Annotated in this window: 24 protein-coding genes and 1 tRNA gene; 17 read left to right on the top strand and 8 right to left on the bottom strand. The window is 66.0% G+C overall.

Features of this window, described 5'->3' with window-relative positions; genetic code table 11:
• Nucleotide 1: 1 nt before the first annotated feature.
• From LGR64_RS18260 to LGR64_RS18220, 9 genes are all read left to right on the top strand, one after another.
• Nucleotides 2-661 carry a hypothetical protein gene (locus LGR64_RS18260; RefSeq protein WP_230356442.1) on the top strand — a complete coding sequence of 220 codons (660 nt, stop codon included), beginning with the start codon at nt 2-4 and terminating at the stop codon, nt 659-661.
• A gap of 134 nt (nt 662-795) precedes the next feature.
• Nucleotides 796-984 carry a helix-turn-helix transcriptional regulator gene (locus tag LGR64_RS18255; RefSeq protein WP_230356440.1) on the top strand — a complete coding sequence of 63 codons (189 nt, stop codon included), beginning with the start codon at nt 796-798 and terminating at the stop codon, nt 982-984.
• Between the two features lie 260 nt (nt 985-1,244).
• The gene (locus LGR64_RS18250; RefSeq protein WP_230356438.1) at nt 1,245-1,478 is read left to right on the top strand and encodes a hypothetical protein; all 234 of its coding nucleotides are present in this window, start codon (nt 1,245-1,247) and stop codon (nt 1,476-1,478) included.
• A 3-nt stretch (nt 1,479-1,481) separates the two neighbouring features.
• A complete protein-coding gene (locus tag LGR64_RS18245; protein WP_197957207.1) occupies nt 1,482-1,733 on the top strand; it encodes a DUF3077 domain-containing protein in 252 nt (83 codons plus the stop codon).
• Between the two features lie 162 nt (nt 1,734-1,895).
• Nucleotides 1,896-2,231, top strand: a complete 336-nt coding sequence (locus LGR64_RS18240; RefSeq protein WP_230356436.1) for a hypothetical protein — start codon at nt 1,896-1,898, stop codon at nt 2,229-2,231.
• Nucleotides 2,221-2,679, top strand: coding sequence for a CHC2 zinc finger domain-containing protein (locus tag LGR64_RS18235; protein ID WP_230356434.1), 459 nt, complete (start codon nt 2,221-2,223; stop codon nt 2,677-2,679). Before LGR64_RS18240 ends, LGR64_RS18235 begins: the two co-directional genes overlap by 11 nt.
• Nucleotides 2,676-4,040 (top strand): AAA family ATPase, encoded by a 1,365-nt coding sequence (locus LGR64_RS18230; protein ID WP_230356432.1) that lies wholly within the window; start codon nt 2,676-2,678, stop codon nt 4,038-4,040. Before LGR64_RS18235 ends, LGR64_RS18230 begins: the two co-directional genes overlap by 4 nt.
• On the top strand, nt 4,037-4,372 hold the full coding sequence (locus LGR64_RS18225) for a hypothetical protein (RefSeq protein WP_197957211.1): 336 nt from the start codon (nt 4,037-4,039) through the stop codon (nt 4,370-4,372). Before LGR64_RS18230 ends, LGR64_RS18225 begins: the two co-directional genes overlap by 4 nt.
• A gap of 230 nt (nt 4,373-4,602) precedes the next feature.
• Nucleotides 4,603-5,853, top strand: coding sequence for a phage major capsid protein (locus tag LGR64_RS18220; RefSeq protein WP_230356429.1), 1,251 nt, complete (start codon nt 4,603-4,605; stop codon nt 5,851-5,853).
• Between the two features lie 853 nt (nt 5,854-6,706).
• Here the strand turns inward: LGR64_RS18220 and LGR64_RS18215 are convergent.
• From LGR64_RS18215 to serS, 3 genes are all read right to left on the bottom strand, one after another.
• Complete coding sequence (locus LGR64_RS18215; protein WP_230356427.1) at nt 6,707-7,135, bottom strand: DUF4145 domain-containing protein; 429 nt, start codon at nt 7,133-7,135, stop codon at nt 6,707-6,709.
• A 313-nt stretch (nt 7,136-7,448) separates the two neighbouring features.
• Nucleotides 7,449-7,538: transfer RNA gene (locus LGR64_RS18210), tRNA-Ser, on the bottom strand.
• Between the two features lie 33 nt (nt 7,539-7,571).
• Entirely contained in the window at nt 7,572-8,888 is a 1,317-nt protein-coding gene (gene serS, locus LGR64_RS18205; protein ID WP_012203833.1) for a serine--tRNA ligase, read from the bottom strand.
• A 137-nt stretch (nt 8,889-9,025) separates the two neighbouring features.
• Here serS and LGR64_RS18200 point away from each other — a divergent pair, with 137 nt between their 5' ends.
• The gene (locus LGR64_RS18200) at nt 9,026-9,724 is read left to right on the top strand and encodes a CBS domain-containing protein (RefSeq protein WP_013803854.1); all 699 of its coding nucleotides are present in this window, start codon (nt 9,026-9,028) and stop codon (nt 9,722-9,724) included.
• 76 nt (nt 9,725-9,800) lie between these two features.
• Here the strand turns inward: LGR64_RS18200 and ispH are convergent, their stop codons facing one another.
• The gene (gene ispH, locus LGR64_RS18195; RefSeq protein WP_012203831.1) at nt 9,801-10,799 is read right to left on the bottom strand and encodes a 4-hydroxy-3-methylbut-2-enyl diphosphate reductase; all 999 of its coding nucleotides are present in this window, start codon (nt 10,797-10,799) and stop codon (nt 9,801-9,803) included.
• 1 nt (nt 10,800) lies between these two features.
• On the bottom strand, nt 10,801-11,271 hold the full coding sequence (locus LGR64_RS18190) for an FKBP-type peptidyl-prolyl cis-trans isomerase (protein ID WP_012203830.1): 471 nt from the start codon (nt 11,269-11,271) through the stop codon (nt 10,801-10,803).
• A 97-nt stretch (nt 11,272-11,368) separates the two neighbouring features.
• Here LGR64_RS18190 and radC point away from each other — a divergent pair, with 97 nt between their 5' ends.
• The 5 genes from radC (at nt 11,369) to LGR64_RS18165 (ending at nt 17,010) form a co-directional block, all read left to right on the top strand.
• Complete coding sequence (radC, locus tag LGR64_RS18185) at nt 11,369-12,049, top strand: RadC family protein (protein ID WP_063327045.1); 681 nt, start codon at nt 11,369-11,371, stop codon at nt 12,047-12,049.
• 49 nt (nt 12,050-12,098) lie between these two features.
• Complete coding sequence (locus tag LGR64_RS18180) at nt 12,099-12,611, top strand: sigma-70 family RNA polymerase sigma factor (protein ID WP_230356425.1); 513 nt, start codon at nt 12,099-12,101, stop codon at nt 12,609-12,611.
• A gap of 8 nt (nt 12,612-12,619) precedes the next feature.
• Entirely contained in the window at nt 12,620-13,612 is a 993-nt protein-coding gene (locus LGR64_RS18175) for a FecR family protein (protein WP_230356423.1), read from the top strand.
• A gap of 99 nt (nt 13,613-13,711) precedes the next feature.
• Nucleotides 13,712-16,282: a TonB-dependent siderophore receptor gene (locus tag LGR64_RS18170; protein WP_230356421.1), complete on the top strand. Its 2,571-nt coding sequence runs from the start codon at nt 13,712-13,714 to the stop codon at nt 16,280-16,282.
• Between the two features lie 68 nt (nt 16,283-16,350).
• Entirely contained in the window at nt 16,351-17,010 is a 660-nt protein-coding gene (locus LGR64_RS18165; RefSeq protein ID WP_013803859.1) for a Smr/MutS family protein, read from the top strand.
• Between the two features lie 30 nt (nt 17,011-17,040).
• Here LGR64_RS18165 and LGR64_RS18160 read toward each other — a convergent pair whose 3' ends face one another.
• Both LGR64_RS18160 and LGR64_RS18155 read right to left on the bottom strand, forming a co-directional pair.
• Entirely contained in the window at nt 17,041-18,324 is a 1,284-nt protein-coding gene (locus LGR64_RS18160) for an MFS transporter (protein ID WP_012203827.1), read from the bottom strand.
• 35 nt (nt 18,325-18,359) lie between these two features.
• A complete protein-coding gene (locus tag LGR64_RS18155; protein ID WP_230356420.1) occupies nt 18,360-18,866 on the bottom strand; it encodes a MarR family winged helix-turn-helix transcriptional regulator in 507 nt (168 codons plus the stop codon).
• Nucleotides 18,867-18,971: 105 nt separating this feature from the next.
• Here LGR64_RS18155 and LGR64_RS18150 point away from each other — a divergent pair, with 105 nt between their 5' ends.
• A complete protein-coding gene (locus tag LGR64_RS18150; protein WP_230356418.1) occupies nt 18,972-19,589 on the top strand; it encodes a PaaI family thioesterase in 618 nt (205 codons plus the stop codon).
• A 109-nt stretch (nt 19,590-19,698) separates the two neighbouring features.
• On the opposite strand, the gene LGR64_RS18145 is transcribed toward LGR64_RS18150, so the two are convergent.
• Nucleotides 19,699-21,777, bottom strand: a complete 2,079-nt coding sequence (locus LGR64_RS18145; protein WP_034390839.1) for a bifunctional 2',3'-cyclic-nucleotide 2'-phosphodiesterase/3'-nucleotidase — start codon at nt 21,775-21,777, stop codon at nt 19,699-19,701.
• A 722-nt stretch (nt 21,778-22,499) separates the two neighbouring features.
• Here LGR64_RS18145 and LGR64_RS18140 point away from each other — a divergent pair.
• Nucleotides 22,500-22,898, top strand: a complete 399-nt coding sequence (locus tag LGR64_RS18140; protein WP_230356416.1) for a hypothetical protein — start codon at nt 22,500-22,502, stop codon at nt 22,896-22,898.
• The last annotated feature ends 13 nt before the right edge of the window (nt 22,899-22,911 follow it).

Genomic DNA, 22,911 nt, shown 5'->3' with positions numbered 1-22,911 from the left:
AATGCGAATTGCCGACGAAATAGATTACGTTATGCGGGAGTTTGTCGCTTGCGAAGATCTCTTTAATGCTTTGGTTGAAGAACAGGGACTTACGCCATACCAAATTGCCAGCTGGATGGATAGAAATGAAGACCAGCTTGTCCAGGTTCCGATGATTGAGTGCAATCTGCAACGCAGAGACTTTCGACGTCTTCCCGATGGATGGATTACAGATTCTCTTTTAAATATCAGAATCGAGGATGACCCAAGTTGGAATGAGGGTGTAGGACCAGGCTACAGACCTGGTTGGCTAAAGCCGAAGCTGAAAGAGTTCTTCAAGGCGACTCAAGTAGATTTTCCGGAGAAGGTTCTTGCTTCGCGAGGCCATATCTCAAATGCAATTAACATTACAGAAGCATTACCAGCATCTTCGGCAGCCGATCAAGAAAATCTAACAACGCTAGAGGAGGAAGAAAAATCCATCGGGACTCGAGAGAGAACTACGCTGTTGACCATCATTGCCGCGCTGGCTGAGGAGGCCAAAATATCACTGATGACGCCAAGCAAATCTGCTGAAATCATTGCAGGAATGACCGATCGAATGGGCTCCCCAGTCGCCAAAAGAACCATCGAGGAACATTTAAAGAAGGTGCCAGACGCTCTGGAGCGGAAAAGTCGCTAAAAACAGGCAGTTGCCAAAGAAAACAGGCAACTGCCTTGCTGGGCTGGCAGTTGCCGCAGCTACGGGAACGAATTTCCGACAGTTCACCTCATACCGCAGCACCTGATGCAACGCGGGATCAGATGGAGTGAACATTGACCTCATTTCCCCAGTCCTACCGCCCCAAGCAAGCCGCTGAACTGCTGGGCATCGGCACCGCCACCCTCTGGCGCTGGATCAAGAGCCGCCCAGACTTCCCCCAGCCCATCCGGCTGTCCCCGCGCTGCACCGTCATCCCGGGCGACCAGCTGATCGCATGGCGCGACGCCCAGGCCAAGAAGTGAGGCCCAACATGCCTTGCGTCATCTCACAACGTCGCTATACTGGTGCTGTCGCGCCTGTTAAGCGTGATCGGGATTGGTCTCCCGTAGCAATCTCTGCGACGAAAGCCGCAGTTTCCGCCTTTGGTCTGCGGCTTTGTCATTCGCGCCCCTTTTATGGTGGCTCGGCAGGCAGGCGCAAGCCTGGCCGGTTTCTCGCAAGAGGTTGCCCGGTAGACCAACCTGTCGAGCTACCGCCCCGATTGGTCTCGGAGTGGTGGTTTTTGAACCGCAACCTCTTGGAGGCCTTCATGGCTACCATTTCTCGCGCCATTGCGCCCGCATTGCCCGCCACGGGCACCCTTGATCCCATCCAATTGCACGCCCAGGCCCATAACGCCCTGAGCATGGCGCTGCATTACCTCAGCCAGCCGCATGCCAATGTCGCTGGTGCCCGCATCAAAGCTGTGCAAGCCCTGGCCGCATTGCGTGGCCTCGATCTGAGCATGGAGGGCTGAATCATGTCTGCAATGCAAATACGACTCGGCGCGCTCGATGGTTGCCAGCTTTCTGTAAATCCCGACACATCCGCACGCGACGTTCTGGAACAGGCCTCCTGCTATCTGGCAGCCGCCAAAGATCTGTTGCGTGGCATGGCAATAGACTCTCCAGACGACAGCCTTTGGGGCGTTTTCCAATTGCTCGAAATAGGCAAATCAATGCTGGACGCCGCCACGGCCACTCCCGAGCTCGACCCTAAGACGGAGGGCTGACCAATGACGATGAATAAAAACGCTGCCCGAGTGGCAGTGGCGGCGGAGCCTTGCCAAAAACAGCCTGATCTGCAACCCCGTGACGCGCTGGACTGCATTGCCCTGGGCCTGCCGCTATCGGCTGTGACCCAGGCGCCTGGTCTGCCCAGCGCCGACCAAGCCATGCTGACCGCCATTGCGCATATTCAGCACACCCTGGAGCACCTGATGCGGGTGCGCTACGACGACAAGGAATGGGACGACAAGGATGTGGATGTGGACTTCGCCGTGGATCTGGCGCTGGCCCAAATTCGCCTGCTGCGTGCGGAGCTTCCTCTGGACCGCAGCACCTTCGAGAACAAATGGTTCATGGCTGGCGCTGCCGTCAATCTGGGCGTCCAGGCATTCAGCCGACCCTCTTCCCTGTACTACCGCTGGCTGGCCGCTGCGCAGCGCCAATTCGAGGTGCTGGTGGATCTGGTGGCCTTTGTGGATGAGGAGGCATGTCATGCCGCTTGAACGCGACCGCCTTCCCGCCCCGCGCGACTACTACGAGGGCCAGGGCCTGAGCCTTGGCAAAGGCAAAAAGTGGGTCACCACGGCCTGCCAATTTCACCAGGGGAGCGACTCCATGCGGATCAACCTGCACAGCGGTGCCTTCGTCTGCATGGCTGGCTGTGGTGCCCGTGGCGGCGATGTGCTGGGCTACCACATGGCTGCCCACGGCCTGGAATTCATCGAGGCAGCCAAGGACTTGGGCGCCTGGGTGGACGACGGCAAGCCCGCGCCCGCCAACCCTGCCCCATTCACGCCGCGCCAGGCCCTGGACGCCCTCATGACCGAGGCGAACCTGATTGCCATCGCTGCGGGCAACGTGGCCCAGGGTGTAGCCCTTTCCGACACCGACCGCGCCCGCCTCATGCAAGCCGCTGGGCGTGTGCAGCGCATCGTGGAGGTGTACGCATGAACAGACGAAACGATGCGGCCCATGCTGCGGTGGACCCGAGCGTGGCAGCCGCACTGGCCTACCGGCCACCGGCCAGGACTGAGCAGCCGCCGCAAGAGCCCACCTTCCCACCGCTGGACAGCGGGCCGGAGGACGTTGGTACGCAGCCAGGTACGCGCCCCGGTACGCATGGGAACACGGTGGTGCTGACGTGCGGCACGGACCTGAACCCCGAGCCCGTGCGGTGGCTGTGGCAGCACTGGCTGGCGCTGGGCAAGCTGCACATCCTGGCGGGCGCACCTGGCCAGGGCAAGACCACGCTGGCGCTGACCATGGCGGCAACCGTGACCATTGGCGGGCAGTGGCCAGACAAGACCCGCTGCGACGCAGGCAACGTCCTGATCTGGAGCGGTGAGGATGACCCCGCCGACACGCTGCTGCCGCGCCTGCTTGCTGCTGGTGCTGAACGCGCCCGCTGCTTCTTCATCGAGGGCGCACGCACGCCGGAAGGAGAGGTGCAGCCCTTCGACCCCGCCCGCGACCTGCAGGGCCTGCTGCAAGCCATCCAGCACATTGGCGGCGTGCGCCTGCTGGTGATCGATCCCGTGGTGTCGGCTGTCACGGGAGACAGCCACAAGAACACAGAGGTGCGCCGCGCGCTGCAGCCCTTGGTGAACCTGGCCACGGCCTGCGACTGCGCCGTGCTGGGCATCACGCACTTTGCCAAGGGTGGCCAGGGCGTGGACCCTGCGCAGCGCGTGGTGGGCAGCGTGGCCTTCACCGCCGTTGCCCGCGTGGTGCTGGTGGCCGCCAAGGTCAAGAGCCTGGAGGACGGCCAGGACGCCCGCATTCTGGCGCGCAGCAAGTCCAACATCGGCCCGGACGATGGCGGCTTCACATACCACCTGGAGCAGTGCGAGCCGCTGCCTGGCATCCAGGCCTCGCGCATTGGCTGGGGCATTGCTGTGCAGGGCTCGGCCCGCGAACTGCTGACGGACCCCGAGGAAGAGAGCGAAGAGATCTCCGCAGAGAAGAGCGATCTCCCGATGCTGCTCTGGGCTGAACTGCGAGGAGGTACGACGCCCAGCAAAGCTGTGGAGACATCCCTGGCAAGCATGGGCTACAGCAAAAAGCAGATCCGCACGGCCCGCGAAAAGATGGGGGTCAAGCCACAAAAAAGCGGCATGGGCGCCGGTTGGTACTGGTCACTGCCCGCCGACTTTCAGCCCAAACCGGAGTGGCTGGTGGCGGTGGGCGAACGCGAAGATGCCCTCGAAGATGCCCAAGGTGCCCAACTTTCAAAACAGGGCATCTTGGGCACCTTCGGGGCATCTTCGGCAGAAATCGCCTGCCCGGCCGCTGGTCCGAGGGAGGCCCTATGACCGCACAAGCCATCCTTTCCGACCTGCTGGCATGCGGCATCGATCTGGAGTGCACACCCGACGGCAAGGGGCTCACGGTCCCAGCCAACACCCTGACGCCGGAGCAGCGAGCCCGGGTGCTGGCTCACAAGCCCGAGCTGATACGCCTGGTGCAGCAGTCCAACCGCCTGACCCATCAGCTCCTGCAGGCTGCGATGCGCGCCTGCGACCACTGGAACGACAGCCCAGCCGCGCGCGAGCAGATGCGCCAGGACTGCCTGAACACACCCCCACACCTTCGCGCCGAGCTGCTGGCGCTGCTGCGCAAGCAGTACGGGAGCAACAAGCCATGACAAACATCCATCTTGCACTGGATAAATAACCAGCCATTGCCTAGAATTGGTCTAGGCGTCCTCGTGACCCACCGGTGTCTCTACTGTCAATTGCCGTGCGCTGGCAGCGAAACACCGCCCTTTGAAACTGCATGCCGAGCGCTGCAGTTCGACACACCCCGAGAGCATGCCGGGCGCTGCTTGAAACGGATGTGAACCCTTTCCACATTTGTTTTTGCAAAGGCATTTTTATGCGCACCCATACCCAATCGTCCATCCCCCGTGGCATTCGTGCCATCCGAGCAGAAGCCACGCCAGCGGACATGCCCGCCGTGATTGCTGGACTCAAGGGAGCTTTTGACGAATTCAAAACCCGCTACGACGCCAAGCTGGATCAGCAGCAGCGTGAAATCGAAGATGCACACACCAAGCTGGCAGGCCAGCAACACTTCGGCAACGACACGCAGCCGCAGGCCACCATCGATGGGGTGATTCAGAGCTTCAAGGCACTGCGCACCCCTGCGGAGTTCAAGGCCCACTACGGCAAGGACGCACCAGCAGGCGACAAGATAGGCCTGTCCGACTTCGTGCGGGCCGTGGCGGGAATGCGCTCCAGCGAAGGCGCCATTCAGGCACTGGCCGTGGGCCAAGACACGGCAGGCGGCTATGCAGTGCCCCACACCGTCATGCCCGAGATCCTGGCCGCTATGGCACCTGCAAGCAGCTTGCTGCAAGCTGGCGCCGGCGTGGTGCCCATGGAGAAAGGCGCCAAGTCCGTGACCACGGCCGTGGTGAACAGCCTTCCCCAGGCGGCCTGGCGCAATGAGTCCGCGGCGCTGGCGCAGTCTGAGCCCACGTTCCGCGGCGTGGCGGCTGTGCCCCAGTCCCTGGCCTTCATGTTCAAGGTGAGCCGCGAGCTGCTGGCCGATGCGCCCAACATGGAAGCGGCACTGCGCATCGCCATCGGCCAGGCCTTCGCCAAGGAGCTGGACCGCGTGGGCCTGCGTGGCAGCGGCACGGCACCGGAGCCCCGGGGACTGCTGAACACCGTTGGCGTCCAAGTGGTGAACTTCGGCGGCACCAATGGCGGGGCGCTGGCCAACTATGGCCCCATCCTGCAAGGCATCGGCGCCGTGATGAATGCAGACGGCCCGCTGCCCAATGCGGTGATCGGAGCGCCCCGCAGCGTCATCACCCTGGCCGGACTGGTGGACACCACGGGCCAGCCCATCCGCAAGCCTGAACTGCTGCAGAACCTGCCCATCCTGCACACGTCCCAGATCCCTATCGACCTGACCGTGGGCACGGGCAAGGACTGCAGCGAGCTGTACCTGGGAGACTTCCGTGGCATGTACTTCCTGCTGCGTGAGAACGTGAGCATCCAGCTCCTGCGCGAGGTCTTCGCCTCCACTGGCGAGATCGGCTTCGCCTGCCACGTCCGCGCTGATGTGGTGATCCCCTATCCGCAGACGTTCGCAGTGGTCAAGGGCGTGCGCGCGTAAGCACAGCCAGGCCCAGACGCAACAAAGCCCCGCATGGTTCGCCCAGCGGGGCTTTTCTTTTTCCTCAGCGTCAGCAGTGATGTGCTTCAGCTACAACGCCGAAGGCAAAAGCCTGTCTGTCCATTTAGAAGATCGCGCGTGAGGCGAAGGAAAGATCTAGAGCTGAGTGCTCGAGGAGGGCGGAGCGAACCCCGCCCTCTTCTTACACCAGAAGCGCAAGAATCAAGATAACCGTGGTGACCGACATTGCTATCGATGCGGAGATCTTGAAGGACTTGCCTACCTGGACTGATATCTGCAGCTTCATGGTTTGGCCCATGTTGCGCAGTCACAGCAGGCCTGCGTGACCGCCTGATCAGGGTGGCCTCGCTTTGGCAGTTACTGTCGTGCCTTTGTGGCTTGTCTATGCACGAACATAGGGCCATGGACTTCATTGGCTGCCTTACGGCGCTGTAGCTACGGCGCCGGGGTCTGTCCTTGTCCATGGCTCCGGCCTTCGTGAGCTCGGTTGGCCATCTTCAAGGGGTCCCGGAGCCATTCTATGGCAAGCTTTCAGGAGAGGCATCTGACGGCCTTTCACCACGAATCGAGGAGCAGCAAGACCGATTCGGCAGGGGGGCTATGCGAAGTCTGGAGGCCTTTTCGGTCTAGACCGCCCTGTTCCGCACGCGCAAAAAATGTCCCCCGTTTGAATTTTGTTAATCAAACGGAAACGCCCCGAAACCCAGCATCCATGCGGGTTTGCGGGGCGTTTTGATTGTTTGATTCTTTGATTTTTTGTTAAAGCTTTAACATCCAGCCATCGCGTCTGGCGAGGATCCAGCGCTCTTCCACATATGGCGTTGCACCGGGATCAGGTCCCGCTACCTGTCTTGAGAGGGGGCTTACCTGCTCCTTCGAGCTTCTTGTTAAGGGCATCCCTACGCGCAGCGGCCTTGGCCGGTTGCACGTAATAGTGATCGAACAGACCCTCTAACACCTCAAGATTCCATTCAGCCTCATGCGGCTCCACAGGCAGCACAGCATTGGTCTGCTTGTCCTTCATCGGATGAGCTGCGAAATTCCCGATGTTCCTCACTGCATCAAGGTTTTCGGCAAGTGCTGGCGGCAAAGTACCTGCATCGAGCGCCGCCTGAATCGCCGGCGCCAGGTCTTTCTGGTTGTATCCATTGGACTTAAGGAGGCCTTGCAAGCACCTGCGAGATAACGCAGCAGAGGCCTTGGGACTGATGCTCAGGACCGCGGCCGCTTCATTGAAATCCTCCGCGATCTCAGCCGGCACCTCTTGCGGAGCTGGGGGCCTTGTAGCGTTCCGAGGGTAGATTGACCAGCGGTCCACGAAAGTACCGAGTTGCTTCAGAAGGAAGAGTTGCGCCTTTTTGCAAGCCGGGCACGTCATCCAATGAACCCGCCACCGCGTCGGAGCACCGTGCTCTTCACCCACCTCACCATCTCCGCTGATCTGCGTCACCCCGAAGTTGGGATGTACCTCCACTTGGCAATGTAAGCACTTCATCGAACAGCTCCATCATTGATGGGTAGATTGATGGGTACAACAAAAAAGCGCCTCGGAAGGCGCTTGTTTGCTGACACATTGGCGGAGAGGGAGGGATTCGAACCCTCGGTACGTTCGCACGTACGCCTGATTTCGAGTCAGGTACAATCGACCACTCTGCCACCTCTCCGCAGCGTCGAAGCTGAAATTATAGCCTAAAAATTCAGGCCTTCAGCAAAGTCTGTCCACCCATGTACGGGCGCAGCGCCTCGGGGATGGTCACCGAGCCATCGGCGTTCTGGTAGTTCTCCAGCACAGCCACCAGCGTGCGGCCCACAGCCAGGCCGGAACCGTTGAGCGTGTGCACCAGCTCGTTCTTGCCCTGGGCGTTCTTGAAGCGTGCCTGCAGGCGGCGCGCCTGGAAGGCCTCGCAGTTGGAGACCGAGCTGATCTCGCGGTAGGTGTTCTGCGCAGGCAGCCAGACTTCCAGGTCATAGGTCTTGGCCGCGCCAAAGCCCATGTCGCCCGTGCACAGGCTCATCACGCGGTAGGGCAGGCCCAGCTTCTGCAGCACGGCCTCGGCGTGGCCGGTCATCTCTTCAAGCGCCTCGTAGCTCTTTTCCGGATGCACGATCTGCACCATCTCGACCTTGTCGAACTGGTGCTGGCGGATCATGCCGCGCGTGTCGCGGCCATAGCTGCCGGCCTCGGAACGGAAGCAGGGGCTGTGGGCCGTGAGCTTGATGGGCAGCTGGTCCTCGGCCACGACCACGTCGCGCACGAAGTTGGTCAGCGGCACCTCGGCCGTGGGAATCAGGTAGAGCGCCGCGTTGTCGGGCACGGGCTCGCCGTCCTGGCCGCCCTTCTTGGCGGCGAACAGGTCGCCCTCGAACTTGGGCAACTGGCCCGTTCCCTTGAGCGAGTCGGCATTGACGGCGTAGGGCACATAGCACTCGGTGTAGCCATGCGAGTCGGTCTGCAGGTCGATCATGAACTGCGCCAGGGCGCGGTGCAGGCGGGCGATGGGGCCCTTCATCACGGTGAAGCGCGAGCCCGACAGCTTGACGCCCATGTCGAAATCCAGGCCCAGCGGCTGGCCCACGTCCACATGGTCCTTGACCTCGAAATCAAAGGTCTTGGGCGTGCCCCAGCGGCGCGCCTCCACATTGCCGCTTTCGTCCGCACCGACGGGCACGCTGTCGTGCGGCAGGTTGGGCACGGCCAGCAGCATGGTCTGCAGCTCGCCCTGGATCTGCTCCAGGCGCGTGGCCGACTGGTCCAGCTCGGTCTTGAGGCTGCCGACTTCGGCCTTGGCGGCCTCGGCAGCGTCCTTCTCGCCCTTGCCCATCAGCATGCCGATCTGCTTGGACAGCTGGTTGCGCTTGGACTGCAGCTCCTCGGTCCGCGTCTGCAGGGACTTGCGCTCTGCTTCCAGGGACTGGAAGGCCTCCACATTCAGGAAGGCCTGGGGCTTTTTGCGGGTCTCCAGCCGTGCGACGGCCGAGTCAAGGTCTTTGCGAAGAAGAAGGATATCGAGCATAGCCGGCAATTTTAGGCGGTATCGCCATGGCAGCGCCCGCCCCTGGGCGTTGGGGGTCTTGCCGCTACAGAAATCCCGCGCCAGCGCCGATACTTCCAATATGCCGCCCACAGCGGTTTGCGCACCCGGGAGCACCCATGTTTTTTGTCTTCGGTCCCAACGGACAGATGTTTCGCGGTCCCGCCGAGCGGCTGGGCCAGGTGGCGCCCGTGCGCCGCGTACAACGCCCGCAGGCCCTGCGCACGCGCTCGGCCGATGTGATGGCCGACGACGCCGCCGCCTCGTTCCCCGCCATCCTGGCCGACCTCGCGGGCCAGCCTGCCGGCGCGCCGGAGCCCGCGCCGCGGCTGCGCGGCGCGGTCGATGCCTACCTTTCCACGGAAAAAGGCCCCAGCCAGCCACGCCAGCCCCTGCAGACCGTGGCCGACGTGATGAGCCACGAGGCCGTGACGGTATCGCCCGAGGCCGGTGTCAACGACGCCTGGCGCGTGCTGGCCGAGCACGGCGTGGCCCAGGCCCCCGTGCTGGATGCCGGTGGCCGCGTGGTCGGGCTGCTGCTGCGTGCCGACATGGCGCCGCTGGACCTGCTGCCCGAGCCCGGTGCGATCAAGGACGCCATTGCCCTGGCGCGCCGGCCCGTGAACGAGGTCATGATCTCCCCCATTCCCACGGTGGCCACCACCACCGACCTGCGCCGCGTGGCCGGCGTGCTGCTGGAGACCGGCCTGCCGGGCCTGCCCGTGACCGATGAGCAGGGCCTGCTGGCCGGCTTCATCAGCCGCACCGACATCCTGCGCGCCGTGGCCTCCGATCCGCCGCTGGATCTGTGGAGCTGAGGCTTTCGGCCCCACCATGCAAAACGGGCGCCAGGCGCCCGTTTGCTTTTTGGCCAATGTCCGCTGCGCCTGCGGTTCAGCCGCCCGTCTCGGGCTGCTTGCCCACGGAGATCTCCAGGCCCGTGGCCGCGTCGATCTTCAGGCCCTTGGGCAGCGGGAACTTCACGGTCTCCTCGATGCCATCCATCTTGCGCACCGACAGCGCGCCCAGCTGGCGCAGGCGCTGGATGACCTCGTCCACCAGCACCTCGGGGGCGGAGGCCCCGGCCGTCAGGCCCACGCGCCCGGCATTGGCAAACCATTCCTCGCACAGCTCGCCCGCGTTGTCCACCATGTAGGCGGGCGTTCCCAGGCGCGCGGCCAGCTCGCGCAGGCGGTTGCTGTTGGAACTGGTGGGGCTGCCCACGACGATGAGCACATCCACCTGCGGCGCCAGCACCTTGACGGCATCCTGGCGGTTTTGCGTGGCGTAGCAGATGTCCTGCTGCTTGGGCTCGCGCACCTGCGGAAAGCGGGCGCGGATGGCCGCCGTGATGCCGGCGGCATCGTCCACCGACAGCGTGGTCTGCGTGACCACGGCCAGCTTCTCGGTCTGGCGGGGGGTGACACGGGCCACATCGGCCTCGTCCTCGACCAGGTGGATGCCCTCGGACAGCTGGCCCATGGTGCCCTCGACCTCGGGATGCCCCTTGTGGCCGATCATCAGGAACTCGTAGCCTTCCTTGGCGAGCTTGGCCACTTCCACATGCACCTTGGTCACCAGCGGGCAGGTGGCGTCGAAGATGGAGAAACCGCGCCGCCGCGCCTCTTCCTGCACCGCCCGGCTCACGCCGTGGGCGCTGAACACCAGGGTGGAGCCGGGCGGCACATCGTCCAGCTCCTCGATGAAGATCGCTCCCTTGGCCTTGAGATCGTTGACCACGAAGGTGTTGTGCACGATCTCGTGGCGCACGTAGATGGGCGCGCCGAACTTGGCCAGCGCACGCTCCACGATCTCGATGGCGCGGTCCACGCCGGCACAGAAGCCCCGGGGCTCGGCCAGCAGGATTTCCTGGGGCGAGGTCGAATCCAGCACCTCAGAGCACCCCGATGATCTGCACTTCGAACGTCACCGGCTGGCCCGCCAGCGGGTGGTTGAAGTCGAACAGCACGGCGCCGTCCTCGCGCACCTGCACCACGGCGCCCGCGTAGCTGCCCAGGCCGTCGGGCGTGGGGAACTGCACCACGTCGCCGGGCGCGTACTGCTCGTGCGGGTCGCCCAGCTCGTTCATCAGCTTGCGCGCCACCCACTGCATCATGTCGCCGTTGCGCTCGCCAAAGGCTTCGCCGGCCGGCATCTCGAACGTGGTGCGCGTGCCTTCGGCCAGGCCCAGCAGGCGCTGCTCGACGGCGGGCGACAGCTCGCCCGCGCCCAGGGACAGCGTGGCGGGCTTGTCGTTGAAGGTGTTGATCACATCGCCTGCAGGCCCGGACAGGCGGTAGTGCAGCGTGAGGAACGAGCCGGTCTGGACCGTGGGGAGGGCCGAGGAAGAAGCGCTAGAGGTCATGGAAGTCCCGATAAACTGGCACGTATTGTAGAAAAACATCCATGCCCCCACGCCCCGTGCAACGGTGTCCCTGCGGCGCCCCTCACCTGGCTGAACCATGGCTCTCAAAGACCTGCCCGCCCAGGCCCAGCCGCGCGAAAAGCTCGCGGCGCGCGGCCCCTCGGCGCTTTCCGATATCGAACTGCTGGCCATCGTGCTGCGCACCGGCATGGCCGGCAAGGGCGTGCTGCAGCTGGCCCAGGAACTGCTGCAGCTGCCCGGGCGGGCCGGCCTGTCCGGGCTGCTGCAGGCCGGGCACGCCGACCTGAAGGCCATCAAGGGGCTGGGGCCTTCCAAGTGCGCGCAACTCCTGGCCGTGCTCGAACTGGCGCGCCGCGCCATGGCCGAGCAACTGCGCGAGCGCCCGGCCCTGGCCTCGCCCGAGGCCGTGGCGCGCTACCTGCAGCTGCACCTGGCGGCGCGCCAGCATGAGGTGTTCGCCGTGCTGTTCCTGGACGGCCAGCACCGGCTGATCGCGCTGGAAGAAATGTTCCGGGGCACGCTCACGCGCACCAGCGTCTACCCCCGGGAGGTGGTGCTGCGCGCCCTGCACCACCATGCGGGCGCCGTCATCCTGGCCCACAACCATCCCAGCGGACAGGTCCAGGCCAGCGCCGCCGACAAGGCCGTCACGCAGAGCCTGCAGGCCGCACTGGGCCTGGTGGACATCCAGGTGCTGGACCATGTGATCGTGGCGCCCGGTGCCTCGCTGTCCATGGCCAGCGAGGGGCTGATGTAGGCAGACTCTGTAAAATGAGAAAAATTCTCATTTACAAAACCGCTGCACCATGCCCTCCCCGTCCACCGCCGACCCGGTGCACACGCTCTACGTCGCCCACCATGACTGGCTGCACGGCTGGCTGCGGCGCAAGCTGGGCAATTCCCACCAGGCCGAGGACCTGGCGCACGACACCTTCGAGCGCGTGGTGGCGTCCCGGCAGGCCCATGCCATCCAGGAGCCGCGCGCCTACCTGACCACGCTGGCGCAGCGGGTGCTCTACAACTTCTGGCGCAGGCGCGAACTGGAGCAGGCCTGGCTCGATGCGCTGGCCACGCTGCCCGAGGAAGTGGCGCCCTCCCCGGAGGACTACGCCCTGGTGCGCGAAGCCATCGAGGCCCTGGACCAATGGCTGGACGGCCTGCCCCCGAAGGTGCGGCAGGCCTTCTTGCTGCGCCGGCTCGACGGCCTCAGGCATGCCGAGATCGCCGAAGCCATGGCCGTGTCCATTGCCACGGTGGAGCGCTACATGAAGCAGGCCCTGGTGCACCTGTACCTCTCGCCGCTGGCCTCCCCAGGCTGATCGCCTGCATGGATGCCGCCACCGATCAGGCCATCGACTGGCTGGTGCGCCTGGACTCGGGCCACGCCAGCGATGACGACCGCCGCGCCTTCGCCCACTGGCTGCGCCAGTCGCCCGGCCATGCCCAGGCCTGGGCCATGGTGCAGCAACGCCTGTCCGCCGGGGTGGAGCCCGCCCTTGTGCAGTTGCGCCGGCAGGGCGGGGGCACGGCGTCCCTGGGCCTGCAGGCGCTGGTGGCGCCCATCCCGAAGGCCGCGCGCAGGCGCGGCCTGTTGCGCGGTGGGCTGGCCGCCCTGCTGGCCAGCACCGCCACGGCCTGGCTGGTGCACCGGCAAACACCGCTGACCACGCTGGCCGCCGACCTGCGCACGGGCACCGGCCAGCGCAGCCACCACCGGCTGCCGGACGGCAGCGAGATCGAACTGGACGCCCGCTCGGCCGCCGACATTGCCTACAGCGACACCCGCCGCCTGGTGCGCCTGCGCGAAGGCGCGCTGCTGGCGCAGGTGGCTGCCAGCGCGCCGGGCCAGCCCCTGCGCCCGTTTGTCGTGCAAAGCGCCCAGGGCACGGCCCAGGCGCTGGGCACGCGCTTCATGGTGCGCCAGGCCGAAGGCAGCACCCTGGTGCATGTGCTGGAGCACAGCGTGCTGCTCACCAGCCTGAACGGCCGGCAGCACCGGCTGCAGGAGGGCCGCAGCGCCTGGATCGACGCCGACGGCATCCGCACGCAGGACACCGCCCACCTGGCGCCGGCCGCCTGGGCCGACGGCGTCATCGACGTGCGCGACCAGCCGCTGGGTGACGTGATCGACGCGCTGCGGCCCTACCAGGCCGGCATCATCCGCATCAGCCCCGAGGCCGCGCGCCTGCGGATCTTCGGCGTGTTCCAGCTGGCCCGGCCCGACCAGGTGCTGCAGGACCTGGTGGACACCCATCCCGTCAGCGTGCGCCGCTGGGGGGACTGGCTCACGGTGATCGACGTGCGAGACCGGCCCGCTTGATTCTTTTTTTTGCGCCGCGTGAGGGGTTTTGCCGCCCTTGTCGCACATACGGAATGAAAGCCCTTCATTTCCACCGCAACGACAAGGACCTCCGACTCCATGGCCTCCGCACGCCGCCCTTTCCGTACCCCGCAGCCTGGCAGCACGCCCGCACACCGCAGGCCGAGCCCGCCCTCGCTGCTGCTGCCCGTGGCCGCCGCGCTGGCCTGGTCGCTGTCCGCACCGCCGCAGGCCTGGGCACAGCCGGCGGCGGCCAGCACATCGCAGGCAGCCGCCACCCTGGAATGGAACCTGCCCGCCGGCGCGCTGGACGACTCGCTGGCGCGCATCGCCCGCCAGGCCCAGCGCAGCATCAGCGCCGATCCGGCCCTGCTGGCCGGCAAGCGCGCGCCCGCCATCCGGGGCAGCTACAGCGTGGAGCAGGCCGCCCAGCTGGCGCTGGCCGACAGCGGGCTGCGGCTGGCACGCACGCCCCAGGGCACGCTCACGGTGCTGGCCTCCGTCGCCGCGCCCGCGGCGTCACCGGCCACAGCAGCGCCGGGCCGCGCCCAGGACCATGCGCTGGCCGAGGTCAAGGTGGTCGCCCAGGCCGACCGGGCGGGCACGACCGAAGGCACGGGCAGCTACACCGCGCGCGGCCCCAGCGGCGTGGCCACGGGCCTGGCGCTGAGCGTGCGCGACACGCCGCAGTCGGTCAGCGTGATGACCCAGCAGCGCATGGAGGACGAAAACCTCACCAGCATCAGCGACGTGCTGGCGCGCGTGCCGGGCATCTCCACCTCGGCGCTGGGCACCGAGCGCAGCAACGCCAATGCGCGCGGCTACCCCATCACCAACTACCAGCTCGACGGCGTCAGCACGCACACCGAATTCCTGGGCCTGGACGCCCTGCCCACCCAAAGCATTGCCGACATGGCGCTGTACGACCGCATCGAGGTGCTGCGCGGCGCCTCGGGCCTGACTACGGGCGCGGGCGATCCGTCCGGCATCGTCAACATGGTGCGCAAAAAGCCCACGGCGCAGTTCCAGGGCTCGGCCGAGGCCAGCGTGGGCTCCTGGGGCAACCGGCGCGGCGTGCTGGACCTGTCCTCGCCGCTCAACGCCTCGGGCAGCGTGCGCGGCCGCCTGGTCGCCGTGCACCAGGAGGGCGACAGCCACATCGACTTCTACAGCAAGAAAAAGGACGTGCTCTATGGCGTGATCGAGGCCGACCTGACCTCCACGCTCAAACTCACCGCCGGGCTGGACCACCAGCGCGGCCGCTCACGCGGCTCCATGGCCTACCTGGGCTTTCCGCTGTTCAGCAGCGACGGGCGGCAGACCGACTTCCCCGTCTCCTTCAACCCGGCCAGCCGCGACAACCGCTTCAACACCGACTCCACCAGCGCCTTCGTCACGCTGGAGCAGGCGCTGGCCAACCGGTGGCAGCTCAAGCTCTCGGCCAACTACCTGCGCTCCAACCAGCGCGAAGACGCGGTCTACCTGGCCGTCAACAACAGCCTGTTCGACCGGGAGACCGGCGATGGCCTGTCGCTCAACGCCGAGCGGCGCGACTACCGGCTGCGCAACAAATCCGTGGACATCAACCTGCGCGGCCCCTTCAACCTGGGCGGGCGCGAGCACGAGGCGGTGCTGGGCTTCGACTACACCGACTTCCAGAGCCTGACCGACGGCAGCTTCGACGTCACGGGCCTGCGCAACAAGCCCGTCAACATCTACCAGTGGGACAGCAGCGGCAGCCCGGTGTTCGGCGACCGCTTCGTGGTCTTCGACAGCACGCGCCGCCAGACCAGCCTGTACGGCGCCGGCCGCTTCGCGCTGGCCGACGACCTCAAGCTCATCGTGGGCGGCAAGCTGTTCAACTACGACAGCGACTACCGCACCGACACCACGGCCGGATACCACGAGACCGCGCCCTCGTCCGAGCGCCGCGTGTTCACACCCTACGCAGGCCTGGTCTACACGCTGAACCCGCAGCACACGCTGTACGCCAGCTTTGCCACCATCTACAGCCCGCAGACCTCGCGCGACCGCAACGGCTCCTTCCTGGACCCGCAGGAAGGCAACACCTACGAGGCCGGCATCAAGAGCGAATTCCTGGACGGGCGCCTGGCCACCAGCGCCGCCGTCTACCTCATCCGCCAGGACAACCTGGCCGAGTCCGATCCCGGCCAGTTCATCCCGGGCACCACCACCACCGCCTCGCGCGCCATCAAGGGCGCCAAGACGCGGGGCCTGGACCTGGAAGTCAACGGCGCCATCAACCGCCAATGGTCGATTGCCGCCTCCTACAACTTCAGCGCCTCCGAAGACGCCACGGGCCAGCGCATCAACACCACCTTCCCGCGCCAGATGGCCCGCCTGTGGACCACCTACCGCATGCCCGGCGAATGGCGCAGGCTGACCGTGGGCGGTGGCGTCAACTGGAGCAGCGGCATCGAGTACAGCGGCGAAGCCTGGCAGGTCGGCAAGCAGGTCAGCGCACGCCAGGCCTCCTACGCCGTGGCCGGGCTCATGGCGCGCTATGACGTGAGCGACCAGCTGTCGCTGACGCTGAACGTCAACAACCTGTTCGACCGCAAGTACATCGCGGCCATGTCCGGCTGGTGGTACTCGGGCATGTACGGCGCGCCGCGCAATGTCCAGGTCAGCGCCCGCTATCGCTTCTAGGCTCGCCAGCCATTGAGAGGGCGCCATGGCCGCCGGGGTGCCGAAATTGCGGTACAACCGGCGTCACCATGACTTTGAAAGCCACCAGCCTGCAGGACCTCGCGCCAGTGCGCCGCGCACTGGCCGAAGCCGCCGCCCAAGAGGCCCTGCTCCAGCAGCAGCGCGCCGAGGCGGCGCGCCGCCTCCTGGCCGAGCAAAAGCTGTTCGAAAACACCGTGGGCCCGGTGCATGCGCTCAAGTCCGCGCACGCCCGCCACCTCCATGCCCCCGAGCCCCCCGAGCCGCTGCCCCTGCAGCTGGAGCTGGACGAGCAGCGCGTGCTGCAGGAGGCCATGAGCGACGAGTTCGACGTCAGCACCCTGCTGGACACCGACGACCAGCTCAGCTTCCGGCGCCCCGGCATCGGCCTGGACGTGACGCACAAGCTGCGCGCCGGCCAGTGGAGCATCCAGCGCCAGCTGGACCTGCACGGCCTGCGCGTGGACGAGGCGCGCGAGGCGCTGGGCCAGTTCATCCGCCTGTCCCACCGCACCGGCATACGCTGCGTGCGCGTGGTGCACGGCAAGGGCCTGGGCTCGCCGGGCAAGACCCCCGTGCTCAAGGGCCGCGTGCTGCGCTGGCTGGTGCAGAAAAAAGAAGTGCTGGCCTTTGTGCAGGCCCGCCCGGCCGAAGGTGGCGCGGGCGCCCTGGTCGTCCTGCTGCAGCCGGGCAAGCGCCAGCTGTACTGAAGGCGTGGATGGCGTGAACGGTGATGGGGTTCAGGCCGCGGCCACCGCCGCCGCCTTGCGCGCCCGCCCTATCACCAGCGCCATCACCGCAGCCACCAGGCAGGCCAGGCCGGCCGCATACAGCGCGGGCGTATAGGTCAGCAGCAGGGTGCGCGTCAGGCCCGCGCCCCAGGCAGCGGTGGCCGCGCCCAGCTGGTGGGCCGCGAAGATCCAGCCGAACACAAGCCCCACCTTCTGCGGCCCGAAATGCTGGGCCGTGAGCTTGACCGTGGGCGGCACCGTGGCGATCCAGTCCAGCCCGTAGAACATGGCGAACAGGCCCAGGCCGTAGAAGGTGAACTCCGAATGCGGCAGCCAGAACAGCGACAGGCCGCGCAGCCCGTAGTACCAGAACAGCAGCTTGCGGTTGTCGTAGCGGTCCGACAGCCAGCCCGACAGCACGGTGCCCACGAAGTCGAAGGCCCCCATCATGGCCAGCACCGACGCGGCGGGCACCGCGCCCATGCCGTTGTCGCCGCACAGCGAGATGAAGTGCGTCTGCACCAGGCCGTTGGTGGACAGGCCGCAGATGAAGAAGGTGCCCGCCAGCAGCCAGAAGGTGCGGTTGCGCGCGGCCTCGGCCAGCACCTTGAAGGGCGTGCCGAAGTTCATGGCCATGGCCGGTGGCGGCGGGGCCGAGGCATCGCCGCCAAAGGGCGCCAGGCCCAGGTCCGAAGGCCGGTCCCGCACGAACAGCAGGGCCAGCACCGCGATCAGGGCACTGGCCACGAACACCGGCACCGTGGCCGAGCGCCAGCCCCAGTGCTCGATCATCCAGGCGGCCAGCGGCAGGAAGGCCAGCTGCCCCGTGGCCGCACTGGCCGTGAGCACGCCGATGACCAGGCCCCGCCGCGCCGCAAACCAGCGGTTGGCCACCACGGCGCCCAGCACCAGCGCCGTCAGGCCCGTGCCCATGCCCAGCAGCAGGCTCCACAGCAAAAATAGATGCCACAGCTGCGTGGCCTGCGTCACCATCGCCATGGCGCCGCCCACCAGGGCCAGGCCCATGCACATCACGGCACGCAGGCCGAAGCGCTCCATCATCACGGCGGCAAACGGCCCCAGCAGGCCGAACAGCGCAAAGCGCAGCGCCAGGCTGCTCGAAATCTGCTCCGTACTCCAGCCGAACTCGCGCGACAGCGGCTGCAGCATGGCGCCCGGCAGGCCCAGCGCCGCCGACATGGTCAGCATGGTGAGGAAAGTGATGGCCGCGACCAGCCAGCCGTAGTGGATGCCGCGCCGCTGCAGCCAGCGCGCCGTGGAGTTGGAGAGCATGGGAGTCTCTTCGGGGGTTGGGAATTCAGTAGGGCCTATGCCTGCGGGCCGTCTGCAGCGTTGCCATCGCCAGCGCTACCACCAGCGCCATCGCCATTGCCGCCATCGAGCAGCACCAGGCATTCGTCGATCAGCGCATGCAGGGCGGCCACGCGCTCCAGGCCCACGCGGGCGTTGAGCTCGTTCTGTGCGGTCTTCCAGCTTTGCTTGGCCTCTTCGCGCTTGGCCTGGCCCGCGTCGGTGATGTGGACCAAGCGGCTGCGCTGGTCCTCGCCCTGGCCCATGCGCACCCAGCCGGCGTCGATCAGCGGCTTGAGGTTGCGCGTCAGCGTCGAGGCGTCCATGCGCATGCGCCGCGCCAGGTCCGAGGGCCGCACCGGACTGGCGGCCAGCACATGGCTGAGCAGCGAGTACTGCGTGATGCGCAGCCCCGTCTCGTTCAGATGGGCGTCATACACCTGGCCCACGCTGCGCATGAGCTGGCGCACGCGGTGGTTGGTGCAGCCCTGGGGCACGGCGAGGATGTCTGGATTCACTGGCATGGCGCAGATTATTGCATATACAACTGTTGTAGATACAATAATATCCACGCCGCCATCCCAGACAGCCTGGCGCCCGCACTTTTCCCAATGAAAGAGAGACATTCCATGGACACCCGCACCCACTCCCCGGAGCAGGCCACCCACAGCCTCACCTCCAGCGCAACCTCCAGCGCCTCCGGCGCCATCTCCCCTGCCCTGCAAGCCTGGCTGGACGAGGAACAGGCAGTCACCCTCCGGCTGGACGCCGGCCCCGGCGCAGGCGTGTCGCGCCCCGACCAGGTAGCAGGCCGCAGCGGGCTGGAGCTGATGCAGGCCATGCTGCGCGGCGAGCTGCCCTACGCGCCCATTGCACGCACGCTGGACTTCATGCTGATTTCCGTGGGCGAAGGCAGCGCCGTCTTCCAGGGCCGCCCCGGCGCCAACCACCTCAACCCCATGGGCACGGTGCACGGCGGCTGGTTCGCCACCCTGCTGGACTCGGCGCTGGGCTGCGCCGTCCACACCTGCATGCCGCCGGGCCGGGGCTACACCACGGCCGAGCTGGGGGTGAACCTGGTCAAGGCACTGACCCCGCGCGTGCCGCGCGTGCGCGCCGAAGGCCGCGTGCTGCACTGCGGCCGCCAGCTGGCCACGGCCGAGGCGCGCCTGGTCGGCCCCGATGGCACGCTCTACGCCCACGCCACCACCACCTGCCTGGTGTTCGAGATGCCTCCTGCTCGGTGAGCACGCTGAACAAGCCGAACACGCTCAACACGTTCAACGCGCAGAAAGCCGCCACCAATGCAAAAAGCCCCGTGCGCCAGGCACGGGGCTTTTTCTTGGTCGGTCCGGCTTACTTCGACAGATCCAGGCGGTACTTGGACGTGCCCTTGCCCGAGCCGTCATCGGCCGCCACCAGCGAGATGTTGGCCAGACCCGCCGCCTGCGCCACCGGCAGCGCGTTGGCGCCGGAGCTGAACACCACGTTGGCCGAGGTGGCCACCTTGGTGAAGCGCCAGCTCTTGGCCGCGCCATTGGCGGCGCGCGTGATGCTGCCCTTCTTGCGCACGTAGCCGATCACCACGTCGCGGTTGGCGTCCGGCGAGGCCCAGATGGCGCTGGAGCCGTCGAGCTTGGCGATGAAGCTCTTGCCGCTGGTGGCGCGGTAGTTGTTCGTGGCGATCACAAACTCCTGCGCCGGGTCGATGGCCTTGCCCAGGTACTGCAGGTTCTTGATGCGGCTGCCCACAGGCTGGGTCACGTCGATCTCGTACTGCACATCGGCCGTGGTGAACATGTCGAAGTTGTAGCCCGGGAAGGTGCTGATCAGCTGCTGCTCACCCGTCTTGGCCGGATCGATCTGGTTGAAGCGCTTGGCAGCGGCCTCCAGCCAGTCCTTGATGTCGGCGCCATTCACCTTCACCGCATACACGGTGTTGGGGTACAGGTACAGGTCGGCCGCGTTGTAGATGGCCAGCGGGCCCACGGCCACGTCGGTGTAGTCGGCGCCGCCCTGGAAGCCCGACTTGAACGGCGCGCTCACCGACAGCACGGGCAGCTGCGCGTACTGCGGCAGGCTGGCCTTCACATAGTCGGCCACATAGTCGCGCTGCGCCTGGTTGACGATCTGGATGGCGCCCGGGTCGCCCACATCGGCGAACAGCGTGCTCATGCGGAAATCCGTGCTGCCGATGGGCGTCTTCACGTACTGGATGGCGGCCTGGTGCTGGCTCTCGATCAGCGGCGCCACCGTCGGGTCCACGGCCACGTAGGTGGCCTTGCCTGCGGCGTCCTTGCCGGTCTGGATATTGCGCAGCTCGCTCTTGCCCGCGCTCTTGTCCACGCTCCACTGCTTGCCGTCCCACTTGAGCGCCAGCTGGATCACGCCCAGCGCCTTGCCCCAGGAACTGGCCATCACCGACTGCACGCCGTTGATGGTGCCCGCCTTGTTGTCCACGCCCGCCTGCGTGAACGCCGGCGTGGCCGCCGCATCGGGGAACACGCTGTGCTGGTGGCCCATGACCATGGCGTCGATGCCGGCCACCTTGCTCAGGTGCAGGCCGGGGTTCTCCATCGTCGGCGAGTAGGCCGCGCCGTCCAGGCCGCCGTGCAGCATGGCCACCACCACATCGGCGCCCTTGGCGCGCATCTCGGGCAGGTACTTCTGGGCGGACTCCACGGCGCCTTCGGTGTAGAGCTTGCCTTCCAGATAGCGCTTGTCCCAGTTCATGATGCCCGGCGTGGTGAAGCCGATCACGCCGATCTTGATGGGCAGCTCCACCGCCTTGCCATCCTTGTCCTTGGCAGCGATCTTGCGCTCCAGAATCACGTAGGGCTGCACCAGCGGCTGCTTGGTCTTGCTGCTGTAGACATTCGACAGCGCCATGGGAAAGCCATTGCCCGCGCACTTGAGCGCCTTGTCCACGCCGTCCACATCCAGGCCGCCGCCCAGCACCTGGTTCAGGAAGGGCAGGCCGTAGTTGAACTCATGGTTGCCCAGCGTGCCCGCATCAAAGCCCAGAGCGCCCATGGCCTTGTACATGGACAGCTGCTGCGTGCAGGGGATCTTGGCCACCTCGGCCTCGTAATCGGCCAGGGCAGTGCCCTGGATGGTGTCGCCGTTGTCCACCAGCAGCGTATTGGCAAACTCCTTGCGCGCCGCACGCACCAGCGTGGCCGTGCGCTCGAAGCCGTAGGAGGCATCCTCGGCCAGCTTGAAATAGTCATAGCTGCGCACATTGAAGTGCAGATCCGTGGTCTCCAGCACGGCCAGCGTGGCCGTCGCGGGCTGGCTGGCCACCGGGGGCGTCGTGCTGTCGTTGCTGTCGCTGCCACCGCAGGCGGCCACCAGCGCGGCGCTGGCCAGGACGCTCAGCGCCAGGCGGCGGGACAGGAGCAGGGATTGCAATGTGGGGAGTTTGCTCAGCGGCATGTGGTTTTTGTGGGGATGGTGAAGGGGGTGAGTGTGGTGGTGGGGGTTTACAGGGGTGTGACAGGTGGGGGTGGGCGTGGGGCTTGTTCTGGTCTTGGTCAGGTGCTGTTTTTTGTCCCTGCCGGGGGGTTTCTTTTCGAGGCCGGGTTTCGGCCCGGCGGCCGACCTCCTTTTCTTTGATTCGTCAAAGAAAAGGAGGCAAAAGAAAGACGACCCGAATGTCCGCGACCCCTTCGCTTCGCTGCGGGGCAACCTGCGTCGGGCCACCTGCGGGGTTCGCTGCGGAACTCGCTGCGTTCACTGCGTGAACTCCGCTCAGACAACCGCAGCGAGTCAGATCACGAAGCAGTCCTGTCCTTCGGCAGGACTGCAACCCCGCAGGCGGCCCGACGCAGGCGCTGACATACGGGGAGTTTGCTCGGGCCTTCGCTGCGCTCGGCCAGGTTTTTTGATACGCAGCCGTTAAACTTGCGGCAGGCCGAAAGGCTTGGTGTGTCGTAACACCAATACAGAGGTGCGGCCCCCACCTTGAAGGGGGCTTTGTCATGTCCAGATTCCTGGGGCAGATGCGTCATCGCGCGTCCGTCTCCAACGGTTTTGGACGGGATGGGCTTACCCGCAAGGATGGCCGCACGTCTGTATACGTGTTACGAACATCCCGTCCACCCGCTGCCCGTCGTACGGTGGCGTGTGGTTCTCTTGATTCATACAGGAACCAAGACATGCACCCTCTCACCGCCGCACAGGCGTCTTCTCCCCAACCACCTTTTCTTCCCACTTGGCGGCAGGCCATGCACGCCTCGCTGGGCCTGGTGCACAGCACGCTGCAGCAGTTGATCGAACTGATGGTCGACGATCCCGACAGGGACGACAGCGAAGTCGATGTGGACTGCGCCGTGGAGCTGGCGCTGGAGCACATCAAGCGCATGAGTGTCCAGCAGCATGCGGACCGCTATGCCTTCGAGGTGGAGTGGATCAAGGCAACGGCGGCGCTGCGGCTGGCGCAGGGCGCCTTCGGGCGGCCGGAATCACGCTTTGGCCTGCGGCTCAAGGATGCCATCCAGCAGCTTGAGATGCTGCCGGAGCTGGTGGAGTTCGTGGACCAGGACGACGGCGAGTGAACTGTGCGGCGTG

The organism is Delftia sp. Lp-1 (assembly GCF_020523835.1).
Lineage (GTDB): Bacteria > Pseudomonadota > Gammaproteobacteria > Burkholderiales > Burkholderiaceae_C > Comamonas > Comamonas acidovorans.
Note: the sequence above shows the minus strand (reverse complement) of the source record. Positions and strands in the feature narration are given on the sequence as shown.

Bases quoted from the DNA above. Each gene is read 5' to 3' on its own strand.
- LGR64_RS18165 (WP_013803859.1), top strand. From the start codon at position 16,351: ATGACTTTGAAAGCCACCAGCCTGCAGGACCTCGCGCCAGTGCGCCGC.
- LGR64_RS18225 (WP_197957211.1), top strand. From the start codon at position 4,037: ATGACCGCACAAGCCATCCTTTCCGACCTGCTGGCATGCGGCATCGAT.
- radC (WP_063327045.1), top strand. From the start codon at position 11,369: ATGGCTCTCAAAGACCTGCCCGCCCAGGCCCAGCCGCGCGAAAAGCTC.
- serS (WP_012203833.1), bottom strand. From the start codon at position 8,888: ATGCTCGATATCCTTCTTCTTCGCAAAGACCTTGACTCGGCCGTCGCA.
- LGR64_RS18260 (WP_230356442.1), top strand. From the start codon at position 2: ATGCGAATTGCCGACGAAATAGATTACGTTATGCGGGAGTTTGTCGCT.
- LGR64_RS18230 (WP_230356432.1), top strand. From the start codon at position 2,676: ATGAACAGACGAAACGATGCGGCCCATGCTGCGGTGGACCCGAGCGTG.
- LGR64_RS18180 (WP_230356425.1), top strand. From the start codon at position 12,099: ATGCCCTCCCCGTCCACCGCCGACCCGGTGCACACGCTCTACGTCGCC.
- LGR64_RS18175 (WP_230356423.1), top strand. From the start codon at position 12,620: ATGGATGCCGCCACCGATCAGGCCATCGACTGGCTGGTGCGCCTGGAC.
- LGR64_RS18245 (WP_197957207.1), top strand. From the start codon at position 1,482: ATGTCTGCAATGCAAATACGACTCGGCGCGCTCGATGGTTGCCAGCTT.
- LGR64_RS18190 (WP_012203830.1), bottom strand. From the start codon at position 11,271: ATGACCTCTAGCGCTTCTTCCTCGGCCCTCCCCACGGTCCAGACCGGC.
- LGR64_RS18150 (WP_230356418.1), top strand. From the start codon at position 18,972: ATGGACACCCGCACCCACTCCCCGGAGCAGGCCACCCACAGCCTCACC.
- LGR64_RS18155 (WP_230356420.1), bottom strand. From the start codon at position 18,866: ATGCCAGTGAATCCAGACATCCTCGCCGTGCCCCAGGGCTGCACCAAC.
- LGR64_RS18160 (WP_012203827.1), bottom strand. From the start codon at position 18,324: ATGCTCTCCAACTCCACGGCGCGCTGGCTGCAGCGGCGCGGCATCCAC.
- LGR64_RS18170 (WP_230356421.1), top strand. From the start codon at position 13,712: ATGGCCTCCGCACGCCGCCCTTTCCGTACCCCGCAGCCTGGCAGCACG.
- LGR64_RS18140 (WP_230356416.1), top strand. From the start codon at position 22,500: ATGCACCCTCTCACCGCCGCACAGGCGTCTTCTCCCCAACCACCTTTT.
- LGR64_RS18235 (WP_230356434.1), top strand. From the start codon at position 2,221: ATGCCGCTTGAACGCGACCGCCTTCCCGCCCCGCGCGACTACTACGAG.
- LGR64_RS18145 (WP_034390839.1), bottom strand. From the start codon at position 21,777: ATGCCGCTGAGCAAACTCCCCACATTGCAATCCCTGCTCCTGTCCCGC.
- LGR64_RS18240 (WP_230356436.1), top strand. From the start codon at position 1,896: ATGCTGACCGCCATTGCGCATATTCAGCACACCCTGGAGCACCTGATG.
- LGR64_RS18220 (WP_230356429.1), top strand. From the start codon at position 4,603: ATGCGCACCCATACCCAATCGTCCATCCCCCGTGGCATTCGTGCCATC.
- LGR64_RS18200 (WP_013803854.1), top strand. From the start codon at position 9,026: ATGTTTTTTGTCTTCGGTCCCAACGGACAGATGTTTCGCGGTCCCGCC.